Annotated in this window: 28 protein-coding genes and 1 tRNA gene; 4 read left to right on the forward strand and 25 right to left on the reverse strand. The window is 43.3% G+C overall.

Annotated elements, in window-relative coordinates:
• Window positions 1–7: 7 nt before the first annotated feature.
• From CI595_RS01535 to CI595_RS01630, 23 genes are all read right to left on the reverse strand, one after another.
• Complete coding sequence (locus CI595_RS01535) at window positions 8–316, reverse strand: hypothetical protein (protein WP_095171022.1); 309 nt, start codon at window positions 314–316, stop codon at window positions 8–10.
• The gene (locus CI595_RS01540) at window positions 288–596 is read right to left on the reverse strand and encodes a hypothetical protein (RefSeq protein ID WP_095171024.1); all 309 of its coding nucleotides are present in this window, start codon (window positions 594–596) and stop codon (window positions 288–290) included. Before CI595_RS01540 ends, CI595_RS01535 begins: the two co-directional genes overlap by 29 nt.
• Window positions 589–729, reverse strand: a complete 141-nt coding sequence (locus CI595_RS27290; protein WP_162291783.1) for a Rho termination factor N-terminal domain-containing protein — start codon at window positions 727–729, stop codon at window positions 589–591. The genes CI595_RS01540 and CI595_RS27290 overlap by 8 nt, the downstream gene beginning before the upstream one ends.
• An 11-nt stretch (window positions 730–740) precedes the next feature.
• The gene (locus CI595_RS01545) at window positions 741–2,015 is read right to left on the reverse strand and encodes a phage major capsid protein (RefSeq protein WP_095171026.1); all 1,275 of its coding nucleotides are present in this window, start codon (window positions 2,013–2,015) and stop codon (window positions 741–743) included.
• On the reverse strand, window positions 1,994–2,680 hold the full coding sequence (locus CI595_RS01550) for a head maturation protease, ClpP-related (protein ID WP_095171028.1): 687 nt from the start codon (window positions 2,678–2,680) through the stop codon (window positions 1,994–1,996). The genes CI595_RS01545 and CI595_RS01550 overlap by 22 nt, the downstream gene beginning before the upstream one ends.
• Complete coding sequence (locus CI595_RS01555) at window positions 2,673–3,929, reverse strand: phage portal protein (RefSeq protein ID WP_095171030.1); 1,257 nt, start codon at window positions 3,927–3,929, stop codon at window positions 2,673–2,675. Before CI595_RS01555 ends, CI595_RS01550 begins: the two co-directional genes overlap by 8 nt.
• A 62-nt stretch (window positions 3,930–3,991) precedes the next feature.
• Window positions 3,992–5,683, reverse strand: coding sequence for a terminase large subunit (locus CI595_RS01560; RefSeq protein WP_243135076.1), 1,692 nt, complete (start codon window positions 5,681–5,683; stop codon window positions 3,992–3,994).
• Window positions 5,667–6,053, reverse strand: coding sequence for a hypothetical protein (locus CI595_RS01565; protein WP_205728107.1), 387 nt, complete (start codon window positions 6,051–6,053; stop codon window positions 5,667–5,669). The genes CI595_RS01560 and CI595_RS01565 overlap by 17 nt, the downstream gene beginning before the upstream one ends.
• A gap of 99 nt (window positions 6,054–6,152) precedes the next feature.
• Window positions 6,153–6,476 (reverse strand): hypothetical protein, encoded by a 324-nt coding sequence (locus tag CI595_RS01570; RefSeq protein ID WP_095172334.1) that lies wholly within the window; start codon window positions 6,474–6,476, stop codon window positions 6,153–6,155.
• Between the two features lie 67 nt (window positions 6,477–6,543).
• Window positions 6,544–6,699, reverse strand: coding sequence for a hypothetical protein (locus tag CI595_RS25960; protein ID WP_156087452.1), 156 nt, complete (start codon window positions 6,697–6,699; stop codon window positions 6,544–6,546).
• Window positions 6,700–6,893: 194 nt separating this feature from the next.
• Window positions 6,894–7,283: a hypothetical protein gene (locus CI595_RS01575; RefSeq protein WP_095171032.1), complete on the reverse strand. Its 390-nt coding sequence runs from the start codon at window positions 7,281–7,283 to the stop codon at window positions 6,894–6,896.
• Entirely contained in the window at window positions 7,273–7,596 is a 324-nt protein-coding gene (locus CI595_RS01580) for a hypothetical protein (protein WP_095171034.1), read from the reverse strand. The genes CI595_RS01575 and CI595_RS01580 overlap by 11 nt, the downstream gene beginning before the upstream one ends.
• Window positions 7,597–7,863: 267 nt before the next feature.
• Window positions 7,864–10,371 (reverse strand): bifunctional DNA primase/polymerase, encoded by a 2,508-nt coding sequence (locus CI595_RS01585; RefSeq protein WP_095171036.1) that lies wholly within the window; start codon window positions 10,369–10,371, stop codon window positions 7,864–7,866.
• A gap of 24 nt (window positions 10,372–10,395) precedes the next feature.
• Window positions 10,396–10,764, reverse strand: coding sequence for a hypothetical protein (locus CI595_RS01590; RefSeq protein ID WP_095171037.1), 369 nt, complete (start codon window positions 10,762–10,764; stop codon window positions 10,396–10,398).
• On the reverse strand, window positions 10,764–11,135 hold the full coding sequence (locus CI595_RS01595; protein ID WP_095171039.1) for a hypothetical protein: 372 nt from the start codon (window positions 11,133–11,135) through the stop codon (window positions 10,764–10,766). Before CI595_RS01595 ends, CI595_RS01590 begins: the two co-directional genes overlap by 1 nt.
• Entirely contained in the window at window positions 11,132–11,332 is a 201-nt protein-coding gene (locus CI595_RS01600) for a hypothetical protein (protein WP_147737685.1), read from the reverse strand. The genes CI595_RS01595 and CI595_RS01600 overlap by 4 nt, the downstream gene beginning before the upstream one ends.
• A gap of 13 nt (window positions 11,333–11,345) precedes the next feature.
• A complete protein-coding gene (locus CI595_RS01605) occupies window positions 11,346–11,891 on the reverse strand; it encodes a hypothetical protein (RefSeq protein ID WP_095171043.1) in 546 nt (181 codons plus the stop codon).
• 104 nt (window positions 11,892–11,995) lie between these two features.
• A complete protein-coding gene (locus CI595_RS26530) occupies window positions 11,996–12,127 on the reverse strand; it encodes a hypothetical protein (RefSeq protein WP_279233382.1) in 132 nt (43 codons plus the stop codon).
• The gene (locus tag CI595_RS01610) at window positions 12,087–12,317 is read right to left on the reverse strand and encodes a helix-turn-helix domain-containing protein (RefSeq protein WP_243135077.1); all 231 of its coding nucleotides are present in this window, start codon (window positions 12,315–12,317) and stop codon (window positions 12,087–12,089) included. Before CI595_RS01610 ends, CI595_RS26530 begins: the two co-directional genes overlap by 41 nt.
• A 15-nt stretch (window positions 12,318–12,332) precedes the next feature.
• The gene (locus CI595_RS01615) at window positions 12,333–12,737 is read right to left on the reverse strand and encodes a hypothetical protein (RefSeq protein WP_095171045.1); all 405 of its coding nucleotides are present in this window, start codon (window positions 12,735–12,737) and stop codon (window positions 12,333–12,335) included.
• A 48-nt stretch (window positions 12,738–12,785) separates the two neighbouring features.
• Complete coding sequence (locus CI595_RS01620) at window positions 12,786–13,625, reverse strand: hypothetical protein (RefSeq protein ID WP_095171047.1); 840 nt, start codon at window positions 13,623–13,625, stop codon at window positions 12,786–12,788.
• A gap of 66 nt (window positions 13,626–13,691) precedes the next feature.
• Window positions 13,692–14,618 carry an ORF6N domain-containing protein gene (locus CI595_RS01625; protein WP_095171049.1) on the reverse strand — a complete coding sequence of 309 codons (927 nt, stop codon included), beginning with the start codon at window positions 14,616–14,618 and terminating at the stop codon, window positions 13,692–13,694.
• Window positions 14,619–14,648: 30 nt separating this feature from the next.
• Window positions 14,649–14,858 (reverse strand): helix-turn-helix domain-containing protein, encoded by a 210-nt coding sequence (locus tag CI595_RS01630; protein WP_095171051.1) that lies wholly within the window; start codon window positions 14,856–14,858, stop codon window positions 14,649–14,651.
• 157 nt (window positions 14,859–15,015) lie between these two features.
• Here CI595_RS01630 and CI595_RS01635 point away from each other — a divergent pair, with 157 nt between their 5' ends.
• The 4 genes from CI595_RS01635 to CI595_RS01650 all read left to right on the forward strand — a co-directional run bounded on the left by CI595_RS01635 (window position 15,016) and on the right by CI595_RS01650 (window position 19,011).
• Window positions 15,016–15,381 (forward strand): helix-turn-helix domain-containing protein, encoded by a 366-nt coding sequence (locus CI595_RS01635; RefSeq protein WP_095171053.1) that lies wholly within the window; start codon window positions 15,016–15,018, stop codon window positions 15,379–15,381.
• Between the two features lie 356 nt (window positions 15,382–15,737).
• Complete coding sequence (locus CI595_RS01640; protein ID WP_095171055.1) at window positions 15,738–16,214, forward strand: helix-turn-helix domain-containing protein; 477 nt, start codon at window positions 15,738–15,740, stop codon at window positions 16,212–16,214.
• 77 nt (window positions 16,215–16,291) lie between these two features.
• Window positions 16,292–17,497: a hypothetical protein gene (locus tag CI595_RS01645; RefSeq protein ID WP_095171057.1), complete on the forward strand. Its 1,206-nt coding sequence runs from the start codon at window positions 16,292–16,294 to the stop codon at window positions 17,495–17,497.
• A 167-nt stretch (window positions 17,498–17,664) separates the two neighbouring features.
• Window positions 17,665–19,011: a tyrosine-type recombinase/integrase gene (locus tag CI595_RS01650; RefSeq protein WP_095171059.1), complete on the forward strand. Its 1,347-nt coding sequence runs from the start codon at window positions 17,665–17,667 to the stop codon at window positions 19,009–19,011.
• Between the two features lie 107 nt (window positions 19,012–19,118).
• Here CI595_RS01650 and CI595_RS01655 read toward each other — a convergent pair.
• Together CI595_RS01655 and CI595_RS01660 are read right to left on the reverse strand one after the other, a co-directional pair.
• Window positions 19,119–19,191: transfer RNA gene (locus tag CI595_RS01655), tRNA-Thr, on the reverse strand.
• Window positions 19,192–19,367: 176 nt separating this feature from the next.
• A complete protein-coding gene (locus CI595_RS01660; protein WP_095171061.1) occupies window positions 19,368–20,342 on the reverse strand; it encodes a D-2-hydroxyacid dehydrogenase in 975 nt (324 codons plus the stop codon).
• Between the last annotated feature and the right edge of the window lie 102 nt (window positions 20,343–20,444).

A 20,444-nucleotide genomic window follows, 5' to 3' on the forward strand; every position in this document is an offset into this window, starting at 1 on the left:
TCATCACCTACCCGCATATGATCTGGATCTTTGCTTTTCCCGTTTTGTAGGTACGGACGATATCATATGTATATCCCTCATACTCCACTTTCCTGGCATATACCTTTTTTCCATCCTCTTCATGAGCGGAAAGTTCAAAATCCTCCTGCCTGGTCTCAAGGACCAGCTTCACCTCAACGCCTGCACGCATGGCTTCATAAAACTCCATCCTGGCTGCTGATTTTTCCTCAACATAGATATCCACGCTGTGCTCTTCTTCTACCGGGAAGCCGTCTTTGTCCTTGGTCCTACTGTTCCATATCAATGTTGCTTCCATTAGCAGCCTCCTTTATATAATCGCCGGACAAAGCCATTGCATCCCGCAGGGAGCCAAATGCCGCCTGGAACCGTTCTGTATCTTCATCGTATCCATAATGAGACTTACAATACAGACGGACCGCCTGCCGGTACAACGGATCCGCTTCGTCTCCATATATCCCGGCAAGCTCCAGTTCTTTTTTACAGGATGCTACCAGTCCTTCCAGTTCAAACTCGGCATCCGCTGATCTCACCCGGACAATACGTTTCAGCTCTTCAATCAAAAGCATATCACTCATTGTTCAACACCTCCAGGAGCTGCTGTTTGCTCATGCTGCCATAACCGACGATTCCCTGTTCTTTTGCCGCCGCCTTTAGCTGCGTGACTGTGTAGGTGTCATTAAATACAGTGCTATTCTTTCCTGCCGGCACCGTGCGGCTTTTTATTCCCCCGCCTTATATTTTAACAGGGCGTGTGCCTTGGAGGTCACCATAGCACCATCTACGATCGCATAAGCGCAGTAATCTGTGATTCGGTCTTTTACATGCTCCTCCAGAGTAACGCTGATCTCCTTGTTGATGTTCGCTGTATACCCCCTGGGTGCATTGGACATCAGGATCTCGCCATCCTGCATAGAATCATCTTCCTTAACTGCCATGCCCAACACTTTAAATGCTCCTCCGTTGGACACGTCCGCGATCAGGATAGGACGTCCATTCTGGTCCTTCACATTTGCAAGCTCCGTCCAGATGGTATTGGAATTTGCATAGATAGAAAGACCGCCAGCGTATCCACTCTTCACTTTTGCCCTGACTGTAATGATATCCGTATACCCCAGTGTGCCTTTCACATACTCTGCAATCTGAGGAGTACCGGTTTCTTTCTCCAGAGCAGTCACAACGCCCAAAGGCTCTGCCTTAAATGTCTCACCAGCCCCCGGCTGTCCTTTTCCGTGTGTAGATCCATACCCCAGAGCTGCTCCCATCTTTTCAGCCATACGTTTCTGGATATAAGGCAGGAACTCATCCATAGCCATCTCTTTCAGTTTCCAGGATACCGTGATCGCTCTGGAAAGCTCGCAGCCGTTCAGGGTCAGGGTCTCAAAGGTCTCTTTTCCATCCTCTGTTTTGGTTGCTTCATCATACCATTTCGCATCCGTGGATGTGTCAGCCTTGATCATGGTCAGGATACCGTTCACATACGTTTTACTGATGTCATTCCAATATGGATAGATCTCTCCGATCTCCTGCCAGATACCAGCAGTCACCACTTTAGGGATGACCGTGCCTGTGTTCCCCGTAGTATGGGTGAAGGCCTCGTTCACCATCTTATAAGCTGCGTCTTCCTCCGCAGAAAGCGGTTTTCCCATCATGCTTTTGGCCCATGCGGTTTTGTAGGCCTCGGAAGAATAATCAAGCTTCTCCTCTGTATGCCGCTGTCCATTCATAGCAATCCCTTCTGTCATTCTGGCTGTTCCTGCAGACACGGCCCTGCCTTCTGCTCCTGCATCTGTGAGATTCTGCAGGTTCATTCCCTGCGGCACATTCTCCATAGCCTCCAGTGCCGCATTTGCCTTTGCTTCCGCATCAAATCTCTCATCCAGGGCTTTGATCTCGTCCATTTTCTTGTTGCCCTCATCAATCTTTCCACTGTTGATGAGCTGCTTTGCTTCGTTCAGCATACCCTGCCTTTTTTCTAAATATTCTTTTCTTCCCATTTTCTGGCTCCTTCCAATTCTAAAAGTTTCAAGTTCATCATGGCACGCTCCATTTCAGGTGCCATAGCAAGTGTCCTTGCGCGTTCCATCTGAGCTGATGACGGCAGCGCGAACATTGATGCAGTCATCAGTTCAGGCTCCTGCTGCTCGAACATGATCTTATCAATCAGTTTCCTCTCCAGCGCCTGCTGCGCATTCAGCCAGGTCTCATGCTCCATCATATCCAGGACTTCCTGTTCAGTCATGCCCGTCTTGTCCATATAAGCGGTGCACAATGCCCTGTCTGCAGTACGCAGGACTTCCGCCATATGCTCCATGTCACTGTGATTCCCGCGCGCCCCTGAAGACACACAGTGCACCATCAATAATGCCGTAGGCGACATCTCGCAATACCCTGCTGCCGCGATCACTGAAGCAGCACTGCACGCCTGGCCGGTAATATAGATTTTTATACCGGCGGCATGGCCCCGCAGCATCGTGTAGATCTCTGATCCCACGTCAATCGCTCCTCCCGGAGAGTTGATGTAGATATCATGCTTTTCATTTGGGTATGTATCTATGACCTTCTGTACATCCCTTGGGCATGTGCTGTCTTCCTCAAACCAGTCATAATACCATTTGTAATCATTCGGGATGATCACTCCCCTAATGTCAATCCTAGCCATCCTTTCCCTCCTTTCCGGCTTCCAGAAGCCCTTTTATGACATCTGCAGTCACATGGCAGTTTTCTGCATTCATGTTTTTAAGAGCTGTCTCGACCAGATTTACTACCTGGGTGTCCAATCGTCTGATAGGCTCGTCACCGCCTACAAGCGGAGCCATGTTCATAGTCTGCCTCCATTCGTTCGGCGTCATGGCGCCGCGGTCTACCATTGCCTGGAAAGCCAGCTTTGTGGTCAGGCTGGCACACTGCAGGTTATTAGCTTCAAACACAATCTTATTTCCGAAGCCGCGTTCCTTGCGTGTAAACAGTCCTACTGTATAGGTTCCATGCATCTGGACCACCACTGGCTCTATCTCAGCCTCATAATAAGCTGTCCATTCATCCTCCGTGTAATTTGACTGTACGATCTTTTTGTTTGTGTTAAAAAAGGACTGGATCCGTTCAATCGTCCTATCAGTCTGTGCTGCATTTGGCACATAATCCTTCGGCTCAATCCTGACCGCTTCTGCTTTTGAATCCACACCTGCTGCACCGAATGTCTCGCTTTCTATCGCCAGGTAATCGTCTACAAAGGATTTTACATTCTTTTTGATATCTTCCGGACGCATAGAGCTGTTAAATTTAAGCAACCACCGGATAATCCCGCTATTTTTGATCGCCTTTATGATTCCCTGGTCGATCGTACCAATGACATCCATCATCTGTGAGATGGCTTTTGCCGGGCTTTCTCCAAACACATCATCTGTGTTAAAATCCTGTCGCAGGTGGATGATATCCTGATAGGCAAACGTGCCGGATTTCCCGTTCCTGTACTGGAATTTCAGGTACAGGTTTCCCTGCTTGTCGTACAACGCTTCCGCAAATACACATGGGACCGGGTATAGCTGCACCGGCAGCCCATTCTCATCCCGTATGATCAGGATAAACGCATTATTATTCAGACATAGCTGATTCGCCGCCTTCTCCTGCAGCATCTGCCCAGTCATGTAAGGGTTTGGCTCCTCCAACAGGAAGCGGATCCGCGCGTCAGGGTTTACCTTCAGGCCACCTGCCGGGTCATCCCGGATGTGTTTTCCCACAAGCTTTCCGATTGCCTTTACCTTTGGCCGGATGCAGGCACGGACGATATCGCTTTCATATAGTTTCCCATTCCAGGCATAATACCGTTCCTGCCAGGTGGTAAGCATCTGCAGTCCTTCTTTGGCTGTGGGTTCCCGGTTCCTGGTCTGTTTTTTGCCAAATAATTTCATAGGTTTACTCCTTTCTTGCGCCGGCGCAATTCCGGCCATAAAAATAACGCCCGGTAAAGGCGTCATATCAGACTCATATAATCATTCATGTTGTTCTGCAACACTACATAGGCATCCAGCAGGGCTGCTGTACCATCAATCCTTCTCCGGGGCTTACTGGTCTTGATTGGCTGGATATTATCGTTCTTATCCACATCCACTGCTGTATTGCAGAGGCACCACTTATCCACCGGGTTATTGTTGTAGATGATCACGTTATTTTCCAGATCGGCACCCAGGGCTTTCATGGGCTGTGACAAAGTTTTCTTCCCCTGGATGACTGGTACCATACTGGCCTTCCCAAAGTAGTCCTGCATATCCTCCACGAAATAGACTGCAGACCAGGAATCATATCCTATCAGGTTTAAATATATATCGTACTCCTCCTGCACTTCCACGAACCAGGCTTTTACATCCCTGTATGAGATTTTATTTCCCGGACAAGTCCGCACATACCCCTTTTCAATCCACACATCATAGGGGATCTTGTCTTCCTGTATCCGCTTCTCCACCAGATCCTCCGGCATCCAGTACATGGACATTACATAGATATGCTCATCATCAGGCACCTTAAACAGCACTTTTGCCGCTGTCAGGTCTGTAGTGGAGGATAAGTCCACGCCGCCGATGCCGTATCTTGGCTTCAATTGGAAAATATCAAAGGTCATTGTGTTGTTCGCCTGTTCAAAGGTCAGCCATGCCTCACTTGAAGTCTCACGGATGTTGAATTCCTTACAGAGCAGGTTCTTCACCAGCCGCGGGTTCTTCTTTGCCTTCTCTACTTTGTCTTTCAGGGTGTTCCGGTTCTTTATGGTTCCAAGACCCGGGTTGGCCTTCTCCCAGCAGTTCTCGTCCGTCCACTCCTTTCGGCTGTCCAGTTCATAGATAAAGGCAATAAAGTGTTCATCTTTGTAACCATCTGGGTCTTCATACCCATTGATGACCATTTCTGCCTCTTCATACTTCTGATCGTAGATGTCCTCCCGGATAGTCCCGGCGGTGGAAGTGATATACACCAGGGGCTGTTCCCTGGCCGACACACCATCAGCCATGATATCATAAAGGGCCTTGCCTTGCTTCCACTGGTGGATCTCATCCATGAGGACGCAATGGATATTCAAGCCGTCAAGCGTATCACTGTCAGATGCAAGGGGTTTAAATACCCCATCGTTAAAATCTGTATCCAACTCTGCAACCAAGGAGCGCACCCGCTTGGTAAGAGAAGGAGATTTCTTTACCATCCTCTTTGATTCCAGCCAGATTATCTTACTCTGGTCTTTTTTGGTCGCAACCGCATAGACTTCCGGTCCCATCTCTCCGTCCGCTGTCAGCATATATAAGCCTACAACGGATGCCAGCAGGGATTTACCGTTTTTCTTCCCCACGATCAGGAGCGATTCCCGGTATTTCCGGTTTCCCTCGATGTCGACAAAACCAAATACAGTTGCCAGGTGTGCTTTCTCCCACAATTCCAATTGTACCGGTTTACCGCCAAATTTACCTTTTGAGTGACGGCAGTAATTCTCTGCAAATTCAAGTATGTGATTGGCCCGGTTTGAACTGTAAAAGTATTCCCCTGGGCTTTCAATGTCCTTTACAACTTTTTTATAGGTCCTGAATACTTTATCCGACACTCGGATCTCTTTATTCTGTATCTTTTCCCAATATTCCAGAATGGGATTATAAGCTAAGGGGTACTTAATCATCCCGGCCATTTACAAAATCCTCAAATCCATCTCCAGCTCCCGTAGGCGACCGTGATGGGGGCTTTGGCAGCAGTTCTGTAAGCTGTTTGATAGTCCCCATATAATTTTTGATCATTGTGTTATACACTTCGACCTCAGAACATTTTTTTACCCCTTTTTGATTAGCTCCATTCTGGTATTCCTCGGTATAGCCTTTCTCATTTATGATCTTGCGCAGCTCGTAAAGGGACGCGCTCATAAATGCTGCTTCATCCATCAATGAATCTACAGCTTTTCTTGTTTTTTCATCCATCTCTCCGCAGATGCCTGATAGTTTCTTTTTTTCAGCCGTTATGATCTCTTCTTTTGTCATCTCTGCATATGTCTTTCTTCGTCCCACTTACTCACCTCATTTCTGTTTATACTACACCCCCGCTCACGTGATCCTGCGTGTTACATGAAGGTTGACGTCTGGTTTTCCGTAATAAAAAATATGACCTCAATCAGGGGGGAGTCTGGGTATCACATCTCCCTCCGGACTGAAATCATACTGTATCAATCCTGCTGCCGGTCCGTCCTTCATGTTCTCCTTCTGGTGGCACACATGGCAGTCATATTTTAAGTTAGAAAAACCCAGAGCAATGTCTGGGTGATTGATGTTATCTGGATTCAATTCCACTTTATGGTGAACTATGTAGCCTGGGCTGTCATGGCATGTCTCACATAATCCTCCATCAACAGACTTACGATGCTTTATGTATGCAGCTCTGCACTTCTTCCATCGTTTACTGTTGTAGAATGCTTTGGCGAACTCTTTTGCCATCAGGCTCACCTCACTTTCTGAAATCAAAAAGAGACGGGGTTAGCCACCTCCCGTCCCTCTTTATTAATTATTTTTTCTTTTCCCACTCTTCTTTTGTCATAATTCCTTCTTGGGATGACGTTTCCTGACTGGTGGGAAGGTAGGCATTTTTTGCCTTGCATTTAGGGCAGACATCATACATACTCTCATCAACATTTCCACATACAACACATTTGTACTTCATAATACTACCTCCGCTCTGCATTTTATATAATTATACTCCATACAAAAATAAAATGCAAACAATATAAAATTTAATCAGCCACCAGGCCATGACACCCGGCAGCCGTAACAAAAGGAGGGCTTTATGAATGACTTCTCATTATCCACACTTGCCTATCTTAATAATATCATAGACCGCGACGGAAATCTTGGAAATTACGGAAATCTTTTTATGTATCTCCAAAACCTATTGGATGCCTGACGTCCACTGTAACCTATCAACTCTCCAATCTCTTCCCAACTTAAATTATTAATGATTCTGTACCTGATAATATCCCGCTCGGGGCATGGAGCATTATTGATATACACTTCAACTTTTTGTCTATCCTCATGGAGTTTTCTCTTGTAATACTGAATCTCATTCCGGATCCGCTCACCTTCTTCCACATACCATTCCATAAAATCCTTTTTGCCACCGCCTTTTGGCATATCAGATATGATATTGTTTTTATACGGGTTAAAATCTTCATGCCTGGCAAGTTCCATATAAAGAGATTTCAGTTTATTGTCATCTTCCTGCAGGCTATATAATTCTCTAATCGTCATTCTCTGGCACCTCCATTATAATCCCTCTTTTATTCAGGGTCTTTGCTACATCCGCCCTTAACTTTGTGATTATTTTTTCTCCATCTATACTGCAGTATGCGCCTATGTTTTCTTGAAAAAACAGTTCACATTCTCTTATGACCTTCATATACTCTATTTCTCTATCCTTATGTTTCGATATATTATAATGCCGCAAGGCCGCCTGGTAGTCCCTGACCGTCTGCAGCACAACTGCACACATGAGCCTTTTTACTCCCTCATCGTTAATTACAATCACCTCTCTGTCTAATCCAAAGTTCCCACATTCCCACATCAGTTCCCACTCATTTTTAGGTGATGTGGGACTGAAAAATCCAGTGTTTATGCGGGTTCCAGGCAAAGTTCCCACATTCCCACATGTTTTCCGTTTATAGAGCTATATATGTAACACTCTTATCCTTACCATTATTTTTAGAACCTTTGTATATATAATAAATATAATGTATAGTTCTATAGTAAAATATTATGTGGGAATGTGGGAACACCTACTACTTTCCCTTTAAAATCAAGGGTTCCGGAGTCCCACATAGTTCCCACATTTTCATTCCATGTGGGATTTTTTGTGGGACTTTTCGTCAAATACCCCATCAGGATCCCTATCTGTTTCATCTTCCAGTTCTTCAAAGGACGATGGATCCATAAATAAAATCTTTACATACCTCGCTTTCGTATCCTTTCCAAAAACAGTTGTCCGAAAAGAATACCTGTTATCTGATGTCTTTTCCAAATAACCAGACTGTGCCCATTCCTTTTTTATCGCTTCAAAGTTGAAACCATTGTCTTCCATCACCTTGCAAAGCTCCGTTTGGTTAAATAAACAATGTTCTTTCGTTATTTTGCCCAGAATCCTTGGCGTACATGAAATGTCAAAATAATTCTCATTAACCGCGATCCAGTCAACAATGAACTTGTATGCCCGCTCCGACTGGGATACTTCCTGCGCATTTTTAAGAATGGCAGCACTCTCATTTATATCCATAGGCTCCTCTTCCGGGAAGAGACATTTTCCCGCTAATCGGTCTGCAAGGATAATAGCCGCCAGGCTCTGTGCCTGCTTCCCAGTGCTCTGCGACACTTCCGCCAGCCCCCTGCAGAGTTCCTTATGTTCCTTGATTAATTCTCCTGTATCCATGCCTTGTATGTACCTGATAAACCGTTCGCCAGCATAGCCATTATTACCACGGGCAATTTCAAGCGCTTTCCCGTAATCATGAAAGAGGGCACCTTCCACTTCCAATTCGATAACCCTGTTAATCGCTCCTGCACCCGAATTATTCCCTGTGATCGGCTGCTCACCATTAAAAAATGATACATTTTCCCATGTCTTACTGTCACGTTCCTTACTGTTCCGGTCAAGCCTGCCCCGGCCTTTTCCCTCTGTCATTGCGTAGATCAGCTTGCTTAGATCCCCCCGTGATAACTGCGTCTCATCAACAAAGACCGGAATGTCCTTCATCAGTGCAGCACGGTTTGTACAGTAATTAAGTGTTGAATCCACTGACAAGATCAAATCATCCGGTACTCCCCATATTGAGGCGGCCAGGATAAAAGCAACTGTTTTGCCAAGACCTGACGGCCCCCAGAGGTGAACCACAAAGCACAGACAGCCTAAAATTTTCAGGAGTACGGACGCGAAGCTTGCATCCATTAAAAGCCTTATGTGTCGATTCTTCCTGTATTCCAGGCATTCTTTCCGCCATGTCTCAAAGTCGCCATGAGGCGTCAGTGCCCGCATTATTTTCTCCTGGCTGTTATCCCCATCAAAAGCGAGGCCTTTCATATAAGGGAAAAATTCCTTCCCAATCCATCCAAAGTGAGAAACTGCTTTTGTAACCGGAATCTGTTCTTCATTAAGACGGTACATATCAGCTATATAATTAACCAATTCTTTCGCTGTCCTGTCAGTCACAGATACCCCCAGATTAGACAGTGTGATAATTTTTGTCTTCGTGCAGCATATAGCTGGTTCTATCCTTATATCTTTCCAGACAAATGCGCCATTTCTCCTTACGCTGAAGGCAATATCATATTTTTGCTCACCAGTTTCGATGTTTTCCATTAGGCCTATTGGCATAATTTGCTGATAAGATGCGGTGATCAGCACAGGTGGGTCCGTGTCCCTTTTCCCTGGGATCCATTTGTGAACGCCGCTGTTGTCACAATCCCACTGCCCACATTTGAGCTGCATAGGTGCATTTTTGAAATGCGTGACATGACTCTCTTCTGGAACAGCAGCATTTGCATAAGGTGTAGTACCCTTATTATATTTCAAAGCACTCTTGACTTTCGTCTCCACTTCTTTTTCTGTGAGCGGAGGCTGACACTTTTCAGCATTTTCAGTCAGGGCCGCCGCCAGGATCGCTTCGTCTGATAATCCTTTTGCCTGTAAGCTGCAAGCCAGTTTAAAAATAGTATCGTCCCGCGTCCCCTCCTGGATGACTGCAGGTGAAGAGAATTTTCCCTTATCAACCTCATCTTTTTTACCTGCAGATATGAACTCAAACACTCTTTCATCTGCTTCAGCCAAGACAAATTCATCAGGGGAATATTCCCATTGGTAGCGTTGTCCATTAAAATGCAAGCTGGGAGGGGCTACAACATATCCGCCCTCTCCCCTGAGATCAACACCGGATCCATCCCTAAAGATATCCCTGTCACAGGAAACTTCCTTGGATGAATGGTAAAATATATGATAACCACCGCCACCGGTAATAGCCATCCAGGTACTGTCTTGAAGACTTCCATGTTCTCTCTCCCACGACCTCAATGTTTCCCGGCCATCTATCCCTTTTTCTTCTTTCACATCCAGGTCAATGGCAATGATCCCACCTGATCTGCTGCCCGTTGCGATAGCGATATTAGCCCTCGGCCACTTTTTCCACCATTTTTTTATTGTCTCGGGATCCGTTGTTGCTTCGATTAATCCCTTTCCGGTGAGCGGTTTTTTAAAGTCACTTGGATTATTACCCCAGGCACACACGGGGAACACCGCAAGTCCCATTTTGGCGTAGGCCAGTGCATATTTATCCATATTATAATTTTTAGACAATCTGTGTGTCCCCCTTTGCAATCATTACCTCTTACAGTCCTCTTCCGCACCTTTGCAGTACACTACAGGCAGCCAATGCGGGCTTTTATAATATTTAATCTCAGGGTTTACCTTAGGGAGGTCCAGGCCGCCGCCATCAAGCAAATATATGAAGAACTCAGCCGGTTCCTTATGTATGGCATTCTCTTCCTGCAATTCTCCAACGAGGCTAATGATATCTTGGTTCCATCCCGACCAAAAAACCACATTCCGGCTTTTGGTGGAAGCAATACAGAAATCCCCGCGGTAATCAAACCCTATCCCATCTAGGAACCGTTCCAACTCAACACAGCTCACTGCATCATTTATCCGGATGTATTCTTTTATCATTTCTTTCACTTCTTCTCTATTCATTATTCAGTTTTCTCCTTCCTGAAATCCAATTCCTCATTTATGCACACCCTCACGACTTCACTGGTGCTATTGTCCTCTAACATTTTCCGCAGCTCCTGGTCTGTACTGGTTGACAATATTGTAATCAGTAGCTCCTTAACCTTTCCCATCCTATTTGCCTCTTTTTCTTTGTTTTCTTCTATCAGCATATCAATATCGTCTAAATCTTCCACGATACGATCCAGATAGGTCGAGATACAAACCATAGCTTGCTGCATTGATTCTGTGCTCAAAGTATCTGTTTTGCTATTATCTAATTGATTTGATAACCCGACAATTACGTTTGATATCCCGTTGATCTCCGCTGATATTTCATATATTTCTCTTTTCATACAACTGCACCCGCCTTTTCCTGTTTATTTTCAATCACAAGGTCGATTAACTTGTTACAAAACGCAATTACTTTATCTGACATATTCAGCTTGTCCATTTCAATGTTCCAAATCTCTTTAAGTTCTCTCAACTCCTCCAGATTCAACTGCAGTAATTCATATATCAGTTCCTTTACCAAATCTTCAATTTTATTCATATCGCGCCCCCGCTCAATCATTAACAGTAATAATCCCCCGGCCCATCAAGTATCCCAGGTAAAAAACATACTCCGTCCCCATGCCTACTTTGTTATGTACCGTCCTGTGGCCTAGCTTCCGTCCACTATCTTCCACCAAATAAATCAAATGCTCCGGAAACGCCGGGCACTCATCTCCCATACGATACTCTTCAATCGTCTCTGTTACTACCGGTACTAACTCCTGAGCCTTTTTATGCAAGCGCTCCTCATTCAGCCTACGGACCGCATCCATCAGGATAAAGTATACTGATTCTCCATACCTATCATACATGTAGTCTATATCCGGTTCCATTTCGCTGCCTTCGTCGTTGATTGCTTCTCCTTCGTAATTTAAGACCTTCAGGACCCTCTCTATATCTTCATCGGGCATACACTGATTTACATACAGTGTCTTATTCTTTGCGGAGAACAATATAGCAAAATCTCCATACCGGGCTTTGTATGCCCCGTGTAGCTGCATAATCTGTACACTTGTCAATTTCCAGGGTGCTATGCGTTTCACAATAATTTCACTCATAATTACAGTTCCTCTCTTTCCTTTTTGCGGAAACTGTGGTATATTTGCCTTGTGGATAGACTTATATATCACAGTTCCTTGCCCCTTGCTCTCAGCCGGCCAGCTTATGCAGGGGCATTTTTCTGTTTCATCTCATCCAACTGTTGCCGCAGCTCCTCCAGCTCCTTCATTGCCTTGTCATAATTTTCAAGCATCTTATAATAGATCTCTTCTGATATCACAATTCCCTTCTGCATCCTGCGTTCCTCCTTCCTCTGATTCTCCATTTAGGTAATCTTTAAGCTTACCCATATTTATAAGATATTTACTTCCCGATTTCCGATAGACGATCCTGTTCTCCAGGCACCATTTCCTGATACAGCCATAAGACAGACCAGTCTCATCGGCTGCCTGCTGTATCGTCAGCATCCGTGGTACAGTTCCCATGCCTCACACCTCCCTTTAATAAAAATCCGTAATGCGCAGCTCACCATAATCAAAAATGATAAGATTCTTAAACCTTCTTTTATTTTCCTCGTCATAAGTAGTAGCAAAAACACATACTTTTCCTTCTGGAACACCGTCTTTATCTGACAGCGTATAAATGGTATGCAATTTCATTCCCAGAAGAAGGTTTATTGCCTCCTTTTCACTAACTTCGTGTACAGGAACACCATTATTTCCAATTTTCTTAGCAATATGCTTGACTATTGCGCGTACTCCAATTTCAAATACAGCATTTTCAAAAGTTTCGCTTTCATCCGCAGTCTCTCGGATCTGGATAGCCATGTATTTCTTATTTCTCAATTCTTCCTCGGTATAACCCTCCGCAAAATCCTCAATGAATTCTCTAAATTTTTTCTTCATGATTTTTCTCCTTTATTAATGTAGGTATTGTAAGTATTAACGTTGTAACTACACGCCCCATTCTCTTTTTAATTGGTTCAGTAGCTTCATTTCCGCCGATGTATCAATTCCTGGGTTACTATCCGGATGATAGGCTTTAGATAGTGTACGGTAAAACTTTTTGAGTGTAATCTTTTCATCTTCGCTGCAGTTACTAGGAATGCCATCCGTGTAACTACTGTTTGTGCCTCCACTGTAGTTGTTAAAGAATTTATCGTAGTAACTACGGCTGTTCTCCTTACTCTGCCGCTCATATTGCCTACGTTTTTTATACTCCATCTCTATTTCCCGCAGCTTATCCGGATAATGTAGATTACCAAACACATCATAGCACTGGTCATATTCATTGCTGGAGGTTCCATACATTTCATTAAATTTGACCTTCTTTGCAGCATATATGGTAGTGATCCGCTCATGCTCCTGATGTACACTGTATTCCTCTGTCTGCTGAAATTCAGCGACTACACTGTCCTGGATAGGCTGCAGCTTCCTTTCTATCAGTTCATACATTGCCTTCTCATCTACCTGCAGAGTATCCGCCGTGGCTTCTATCTTGCCCCCGCCCCAGTCATACAGGGAGAACATATCTGTTGCCAGGTCATAATAATTGACAGTACATATTGCGAACTGCTTTTTGCGGACCTTACCGTTCTCCCGGTAACTTTCGTGTATGCTGATTCGGTATGCTTTCCTTATAGGCCGTTCAAACCGTTCATAGCCATAGTGATGATAGTAGTGACTGCAGTCTTTTCCCATAATGGTACATTGCATAAATTCCGATATCAGTTCTTTGGGATATCCGTTTTTATTCGGCTTTTTTGTCTCTATTTCCTGTATTACACAAAACAACTTCATCCTCCATTTCCGGCCTCAATACCCAACAAGGACCCCGAAAATTTTAGGGCACCTCTCATGCTATTTGTAAGTAACATTCAGCTTCTTACCGCTTTCAGATGTAATTTCGGTCGGATAGCCATGACAGTTAAGCCAATCTTCTACCTTACCGCATACACTTTCCTTATACTGCACGTCCACTCCACTGTGACCATTCCGGTTATATGGGGTATTCACGCACTCTTCCGCGGAGATCTCTAGTTTACTGATGATTGCCCCTACAGCCTGAGGATGTGGTTTGCCTGATTTTGAGCATATCCCGAATTTCTCAGCAATGGCTGTCTTGTCGTACAGGTGCTCATCTTCCGTCAGCAATGGAATCCCTGAATCATATCCGGTGCTTTCTTTGTACAGATTGTTAACCGCTACTGCTATGAATAAGGGGTCAACCCCAGCATCTGTATATGTATCCTTCAGGATCTTGGCTGCGGTATTTACCGGGGAAGGAATCTGGATGGTATTCGTTGATTTCCTTGCTGTATTGCTAAGTTTCTTCTCTTCTTTCATCCGGAAATACTCATCCATTAACTTATCGTGGATTTCCCAGGCAAGGTCTGTGTCCATAATCTTAATGAGCTTTGCATAGCCGCGTTCTGATAGTATGTAAATGTGTTCTGATTTGGAAATCTGCATTTGGGTGTACCCCAACTGTTCCAATAATTGTTGTGCGTCTTGTGCACAGCTATAAAAATGTGGTCGTTCCGAACGACTACTTTCTAAATTGTTATCGTTCAGAACGATAGCTTTTAAATCAATAATATCCACTGCCAATTTGAATCTTTTGATATTCCGGTTAATCAGTTCCCTGACATGTTTAATTTCAATCCCATGTATCTCTGCCACCGTCTTATCTGAGATGCATTTCGCATTCTCCCCGAAACCTCCAGCTACCACTGGGATCTCTTTTCCCATAAATTTCTGACTTCCTGATACTCTTAATTCGTTCATAATTTTCTCCTTTCATTAAATCAATGTCACTTAACGAGTGACATCTTGAGCAAAAAAAATTTCGATTGGATTTTCGATAGATAGCTCTCTAATCATAATTTCAATCTCATCACTATCAAAAATACCTTTTTTCATTTTACCGTAAAATGTTTTAGGGGTTACTCCAAGTAGTCTGGCCACACCAGATTGCGATAGCCCATTTTTTGCAATTATCCCTCTTAGGCTGTTTGTATCAACCATAATTATTAACCCTCCTTTCTCCACGCTACTTTTTGTCACTCATTGCGTGACACCATAATATCACTCCACTTGTAACGTGTCAAGTGCATTTTTTTATTTTTTTGTTGCATATTAAGTAATTTATGTTATAATGTATCTATACTCGGGAGGCAAAATTATGGGATTAAAAGAAAATATTAAAGCGAAGCGAATAGAAAAACAAATGACATTGGAAGAATTAGCATGTAAAGTAGGCGTAAGTCGGCAAACTATCCAGAGATATGAAAGCGGCACAATCAGCAACATACCTTCTGATAAAATTGAATTAATGGCAAAAGCGCTTGAAACTACACCTGCCTATTTAATGGGATGGAGTGATAGGTCTTCCTCTGAAGAAGTCATCGCTAATATAATGTATGACGTAATGATTAATGAGGACATGCAAATATTATTAGAAAAGACAAAAAAAATGAATAAAAATACTTTTAAGCGTTTATCAAGATATGCTGATTTTCTTTTAGAAGAAGAAAAGGAGGAGAAATAATCTCTCCTCCCGTTTAGCCATGTAATTCAATTTCTCTTTTAATAAGATTAATGAGTATCCTCAAAAATGACACACTCTTCACTTTACGCACCAAAATTGATATAGTTTCTTGATATTCATTAGCATCGTCCGTATTCATATAGCTCCTCCTTTAGAATTAATAAATTGGTTATCATAATATGTAAAGCAATTGCTCTTGTTATTAATAATATATCAAGAGCAATTGCTCTTGTCAAGCTATATTGCTGGTTTCCATTATTTACCATTATTAATGAAACTATTCTTCTTGCCTTAGTGTTTGAGAAGATATATAATTAATATAAAGCAAATGCTCTTGATATAGACGGAGGTATGAAATGGACGAAAATTATATAGGAAATAGGATTAAGCAATGTCGCTTAGAAAAAAAAATGACTCAAAAACAATTGGGAAAGATTATGGGAATATCTGAGACACTAATCAGTCAGTATGAAAGAGGAAAACGGAATCCCAAAGTAGATCAATTGAGAAAAATAGCAGATGCACTAAATATTCCCTACAACTATCTTGTTACAGAACCAGATAAGGAAAATCTACACCAAAGAAAAGGACCAATTGAAATATTGGACGTAGACCGTCTAACCGTTTCAGGGGGTAATGACGACAAAACAACACGACTATATAGTGAAACACTGAAGTTTTTACTTAAAATCCTTCAACTTAAATCAGGACATATAGATTCAATTTCAACTAATAAACGGGAGGATTACACTTCTCTAATAAACAGTTTTTCTGAAGAAGAATTAAAAGAAATTGTTGCTTTTGTCAAAAGTATCTCTACTGAAGAACTATAAATCTATTTATATTATATATTTTATAACAATTAATTCGCTTTGGCGTTTTAATCAAATTCATAAACTGGGGGAATTATATGAAAAAGAAACTTTTATTATTACTCTTTTGCCTATTGATAACCGGTTGCGCAAGTGCCGATAAAAAAGAGAAAACCATTGACCATTCAAAAAAGGATGAAATATCGACTGACAAGGATACTTCTGAAAATTTATCTTCCGAAAGTGTCGAAGGTATTATAAATAAATTTAAAAAAGGTAAGATACCTATCCAATACAGTATTATATATACCAATGAAACAGATCCCAATGGATCAGGTAGCCATGATTATCTCGAAAAAGGTAATTTTTCTGATTCTAGGATAGAAAGTAATTTTGATAAACAAGAACCGTTAAGTGGCACCATAGAAGTATTCAATGATAACGAAAAGGCCAAGCAACGCGCTGAACGTCTAAAAGATTTAGAAAATGGTGAAACTATTGATAATTTTCCTAATAGAATTTTATCCGGTAAAATATTGATACGACTTAGTGGGGATTATACTGAAGAACAGCTCGAACAATTCGTTAATATAATAGACGGTGAGTTATTGATAGAAGAATTAGGGTCTGAAATCAATTTAGATGACTACCCAACTGCAACATATGATGAGATATTGACAGGGAAATATAACGGTCAGACTGTATGTATAGACGCTATCATTGACAGAATAAGCAAGCCCAGCAAAAGTATTTTAGATTTCGCCCTATGGCTGCCTTCTGGGGAAACATACATTTATGATGGCTCATGTCGGTTGCCCTATAAGGTAGAAGAGACCATCAAATCAGTTTTTGATAATGCAAATAATGGTGATATAATAAAATACGCAACTCAAATACATAAAGACGGATCCTTTGGTATTACTGGAATAATTGATGCTGAGGTTATTGGACAGCAAAATCTCGACGATGTGTATGCTGCATATAAAGAAAATTGCATAGATATAAATTATGAAGATCTGCAGCGAAATCAAAGCGATTACAGCGGAACCAATTTTAAAGTTTCTGGAACTGTTTTTCAAATTGTAGATGAATCGTCATTGAGTGCAGAATATCTGATATCAACTGATTCAGGCTACATATATGTTACATGGTACGACAATTCAACTGCTAGGGGAAGTAGATTTTTAGAGAATGATAGTGTATCTATATACGGAAAATTTAGTACGCTAAAAACTTACGACACTTTAATTGACCAAAAAACGGTGCCCGAAATATCTGTTACTTTTATGGAGCTTAACCAATAACTTATAAAAAACCGCCCCGGTGCGCCAACACCAGGACGGCCATATCTCCTGAGAGATACTTCATTAACTTCGCAATTAATATTGTATCATCTCCGGAACAGCCACGCAAGCGGAACAAAAGTTCGCTGGCTGTTATTTTTATACCCATTTTTAAGGAGGATAATATTATGGCAAGTGTAAGAAAAAGAGGAAATGGATACCAGATAACGGTAAGCAACGGCCGACGTGCTGACGGCAGCCAAATATTAGAAATGATGACCTATACTCCAGATCCAGGTATGACAAAACGGCAGATTGAGAAAAAGCTGGAAGAAGTAAAAGTGGATTTTGAAAGAGAAGTACGCTCCGGCCAGAACGTCAAAGGTAAACGCATGACACTGAAAGAACTGTCAGAACTATATATGGAAGATATGAAGCCCACTGGTGATGAAGATAAAGATTTCATGTCTATCACCACCTGGGCCAACTACAAGACCACTCTCCGGCTCCGTGTCGTTCCCAGGCTAGGGCATCTGAAGATAGGCAATATCATACAGAAAACATTGAATGACTATGCGAAGGAGCTCCGCAAGGATGGGGTTAGGAAAGACGGCAAACCAGGTGGCCTCTCTGAAAACACCATACATAAAGACTGTTGCCTGGTCAGTTCTATGCTGTCCTACGCCGTAGGAGAAGGCCTGCTGGAGATAAACCCTATCCTCTACGCTGGCAAGCAGAAACACTCCAGGAAGCCCCGTAGAGAGTATAAGGTGGACTATTTTACCATTGACCAGACAAAAGCCTTCCTGTGGGCACTGGACAACCCCATCGGCATAAAACACAAAGCTCATGACCGGGTACACAAGAACGGTAAAACTTATCATGTGCCTGAATACCTGCAGGAATGGCAACTTTCACTCCAGTGGCGTGCTTACTTTTACATGGCACTCTTTATAGGGGACCGGCGGGGTGAAAACATATCATTTACCTGGGAAGATATTGATTTTGAAACCGGTGAGGTCATGATCAATAAATCAACTGCATATGCCGAACGGCAGATACACCATAAAAGTACAAAGACATATCAATCAAGAGTACCTGTAATACCGGATATAGTGGTAAATATCTTGAAGCAATGGAAATCCGAACAACAACGCATGTGTTTGGAACAGGGATCTTACTGGCAGGGATACCGTGGAAAAGATTTTGACAAGAACTATGTCTTTATCCAGGAGAATGGAAAGCAAATGCATCCATCAAGCCCTTACCACATGTTTAAGAAAATTATCCGGATATACAATGAGAATATTGCCACAGATGAGGAACACATGATACCTCCGGATGCCACTCAGCACGATCTCCGGCACACCGCTGCATCCATCCTTATCTCAAATAACATGGATCCTCGCTCCGTGGCTGGTGTCCTGGGGCATTCTAACCCATCAACCACTCTAAACATCTACTCCTATTTCTTCAAAACAAAGAATCAGGAGGCAGCAGATATCATGAAAAGCTCCCTTTTAAACGCAAAATAATCCGCGTTAGTCATATGTTAGTCAAGCCACCAAAACCGCCCTCCCCGGACGGTTTTTCTCTCCCTTAAAACAACAAAAAACCCTTGAATTTTCAAGGGTTCCCATCAAGCTGCCTAGCGGATTTGAACCGCCGACCTCCGCCTTACCAAGGCGACGCTCTACCAACTGAGCCAAGGCAGCATTCCTTGTGATGCGCTGTATAACTCGTCATCACAATTAAGAATTCTATCAAAAGTTGTGTCAAATGTCAAGATATTTTTGAAAACTTTTTAATTTTTTTGTCGCAGCAGCCAGAACGGTGTAGGGCAGTCTCTGTGCGGCGTCTAAACTTCAGCGCCGCACGGAGGTCCGCTGTCTTATTTTTTGTTTCCGCTGCAGTATCCTGCCTGGAAATCCATTAGATTTCTAAGCTTCTGCCCCTGCATATACCGCTTCAGATTCTCCGTGCAGATATTCACCACCTTATCCAGTGTTTCCGGAAGGTGATAAAAGCCTGACACATGGGGCGTAATGAATACATTGGGATAACCCCACAGTCTGTGTTCTGCCGGAAGAGGTTCGGGTTTTACCACATCCAGGGCCACGCCCGCCAGACGTCCCTCATCCAGCACCTCACAGAGATCTTCGGTACAGACCGCATCACCGCGGCCTCCGTTTAAGAAGAATGCGCCCGGTTTCATAAGATGAAACAGCTCTTTGTTGAATAATCCTCTGGTCTCCGATGTACTGGGCAGGAAGGAAACCACCACATCCGCATGGGGGAGCAGTTCTCTGCAGTCCTTCATCAAATGCGGTTCGTCGATATACTCCGGACAGTTCCCCGGACTTTTCTTAACGCCGATCACATAAGCACCCAGAGCATGGGCCATCTTGGCGAAATGGCGGCCAATATCCCCCATTCCAAAGATAAGCACGGTGGAATCGGCAATAGATGTCACCGTCCCATGTTCATCCCAGATGTGCTTATTCTGGCTGTCACGGTAGAGATGCAGTTTCTTCTGCATGGCCATCAGCATGGCGAACATATGCTCAGATACGGTTTTGCCATAAGCCCCGTTGGATGTTGTGACAATGGTGTTTTCATCCAGGATACCCTCCCCGGCATATGCGTCAGCACCTGCGGAGTTCAATTGCAGCCACTGCAGTTTTTTTGAGGCTCCGATTTTATCTGCAGGCACATTTCCAAGTATCACATCCGCCTCCTGCACCTGCTCCCTGCTCACCTCTTTGATCGAAGAGTATACAAAATGGTTCCCCGGCGCTGCCTCCTCCAGAAGCTCTCTATGTTCTTCTCTCACAGGTATTACTACCAGAATTGTTTTTTCTTTCATGTTACTGCCTCCCGTCCTATTCGCTGAAACACTTTACAGCTCTACTTCGTAACTGTTCAGTATCCTCACAGTTACCAGCCAAAAAGCCATTAAAAACTGCCT

This window comes from Blautia hominis (assembly GCA_002270465.1).
Classification (GTDB): Bacteria; Bacillota; Clostridia; order Lachnospirales; family Lachnospiraceae; genus Blautia; species Blautia hominis.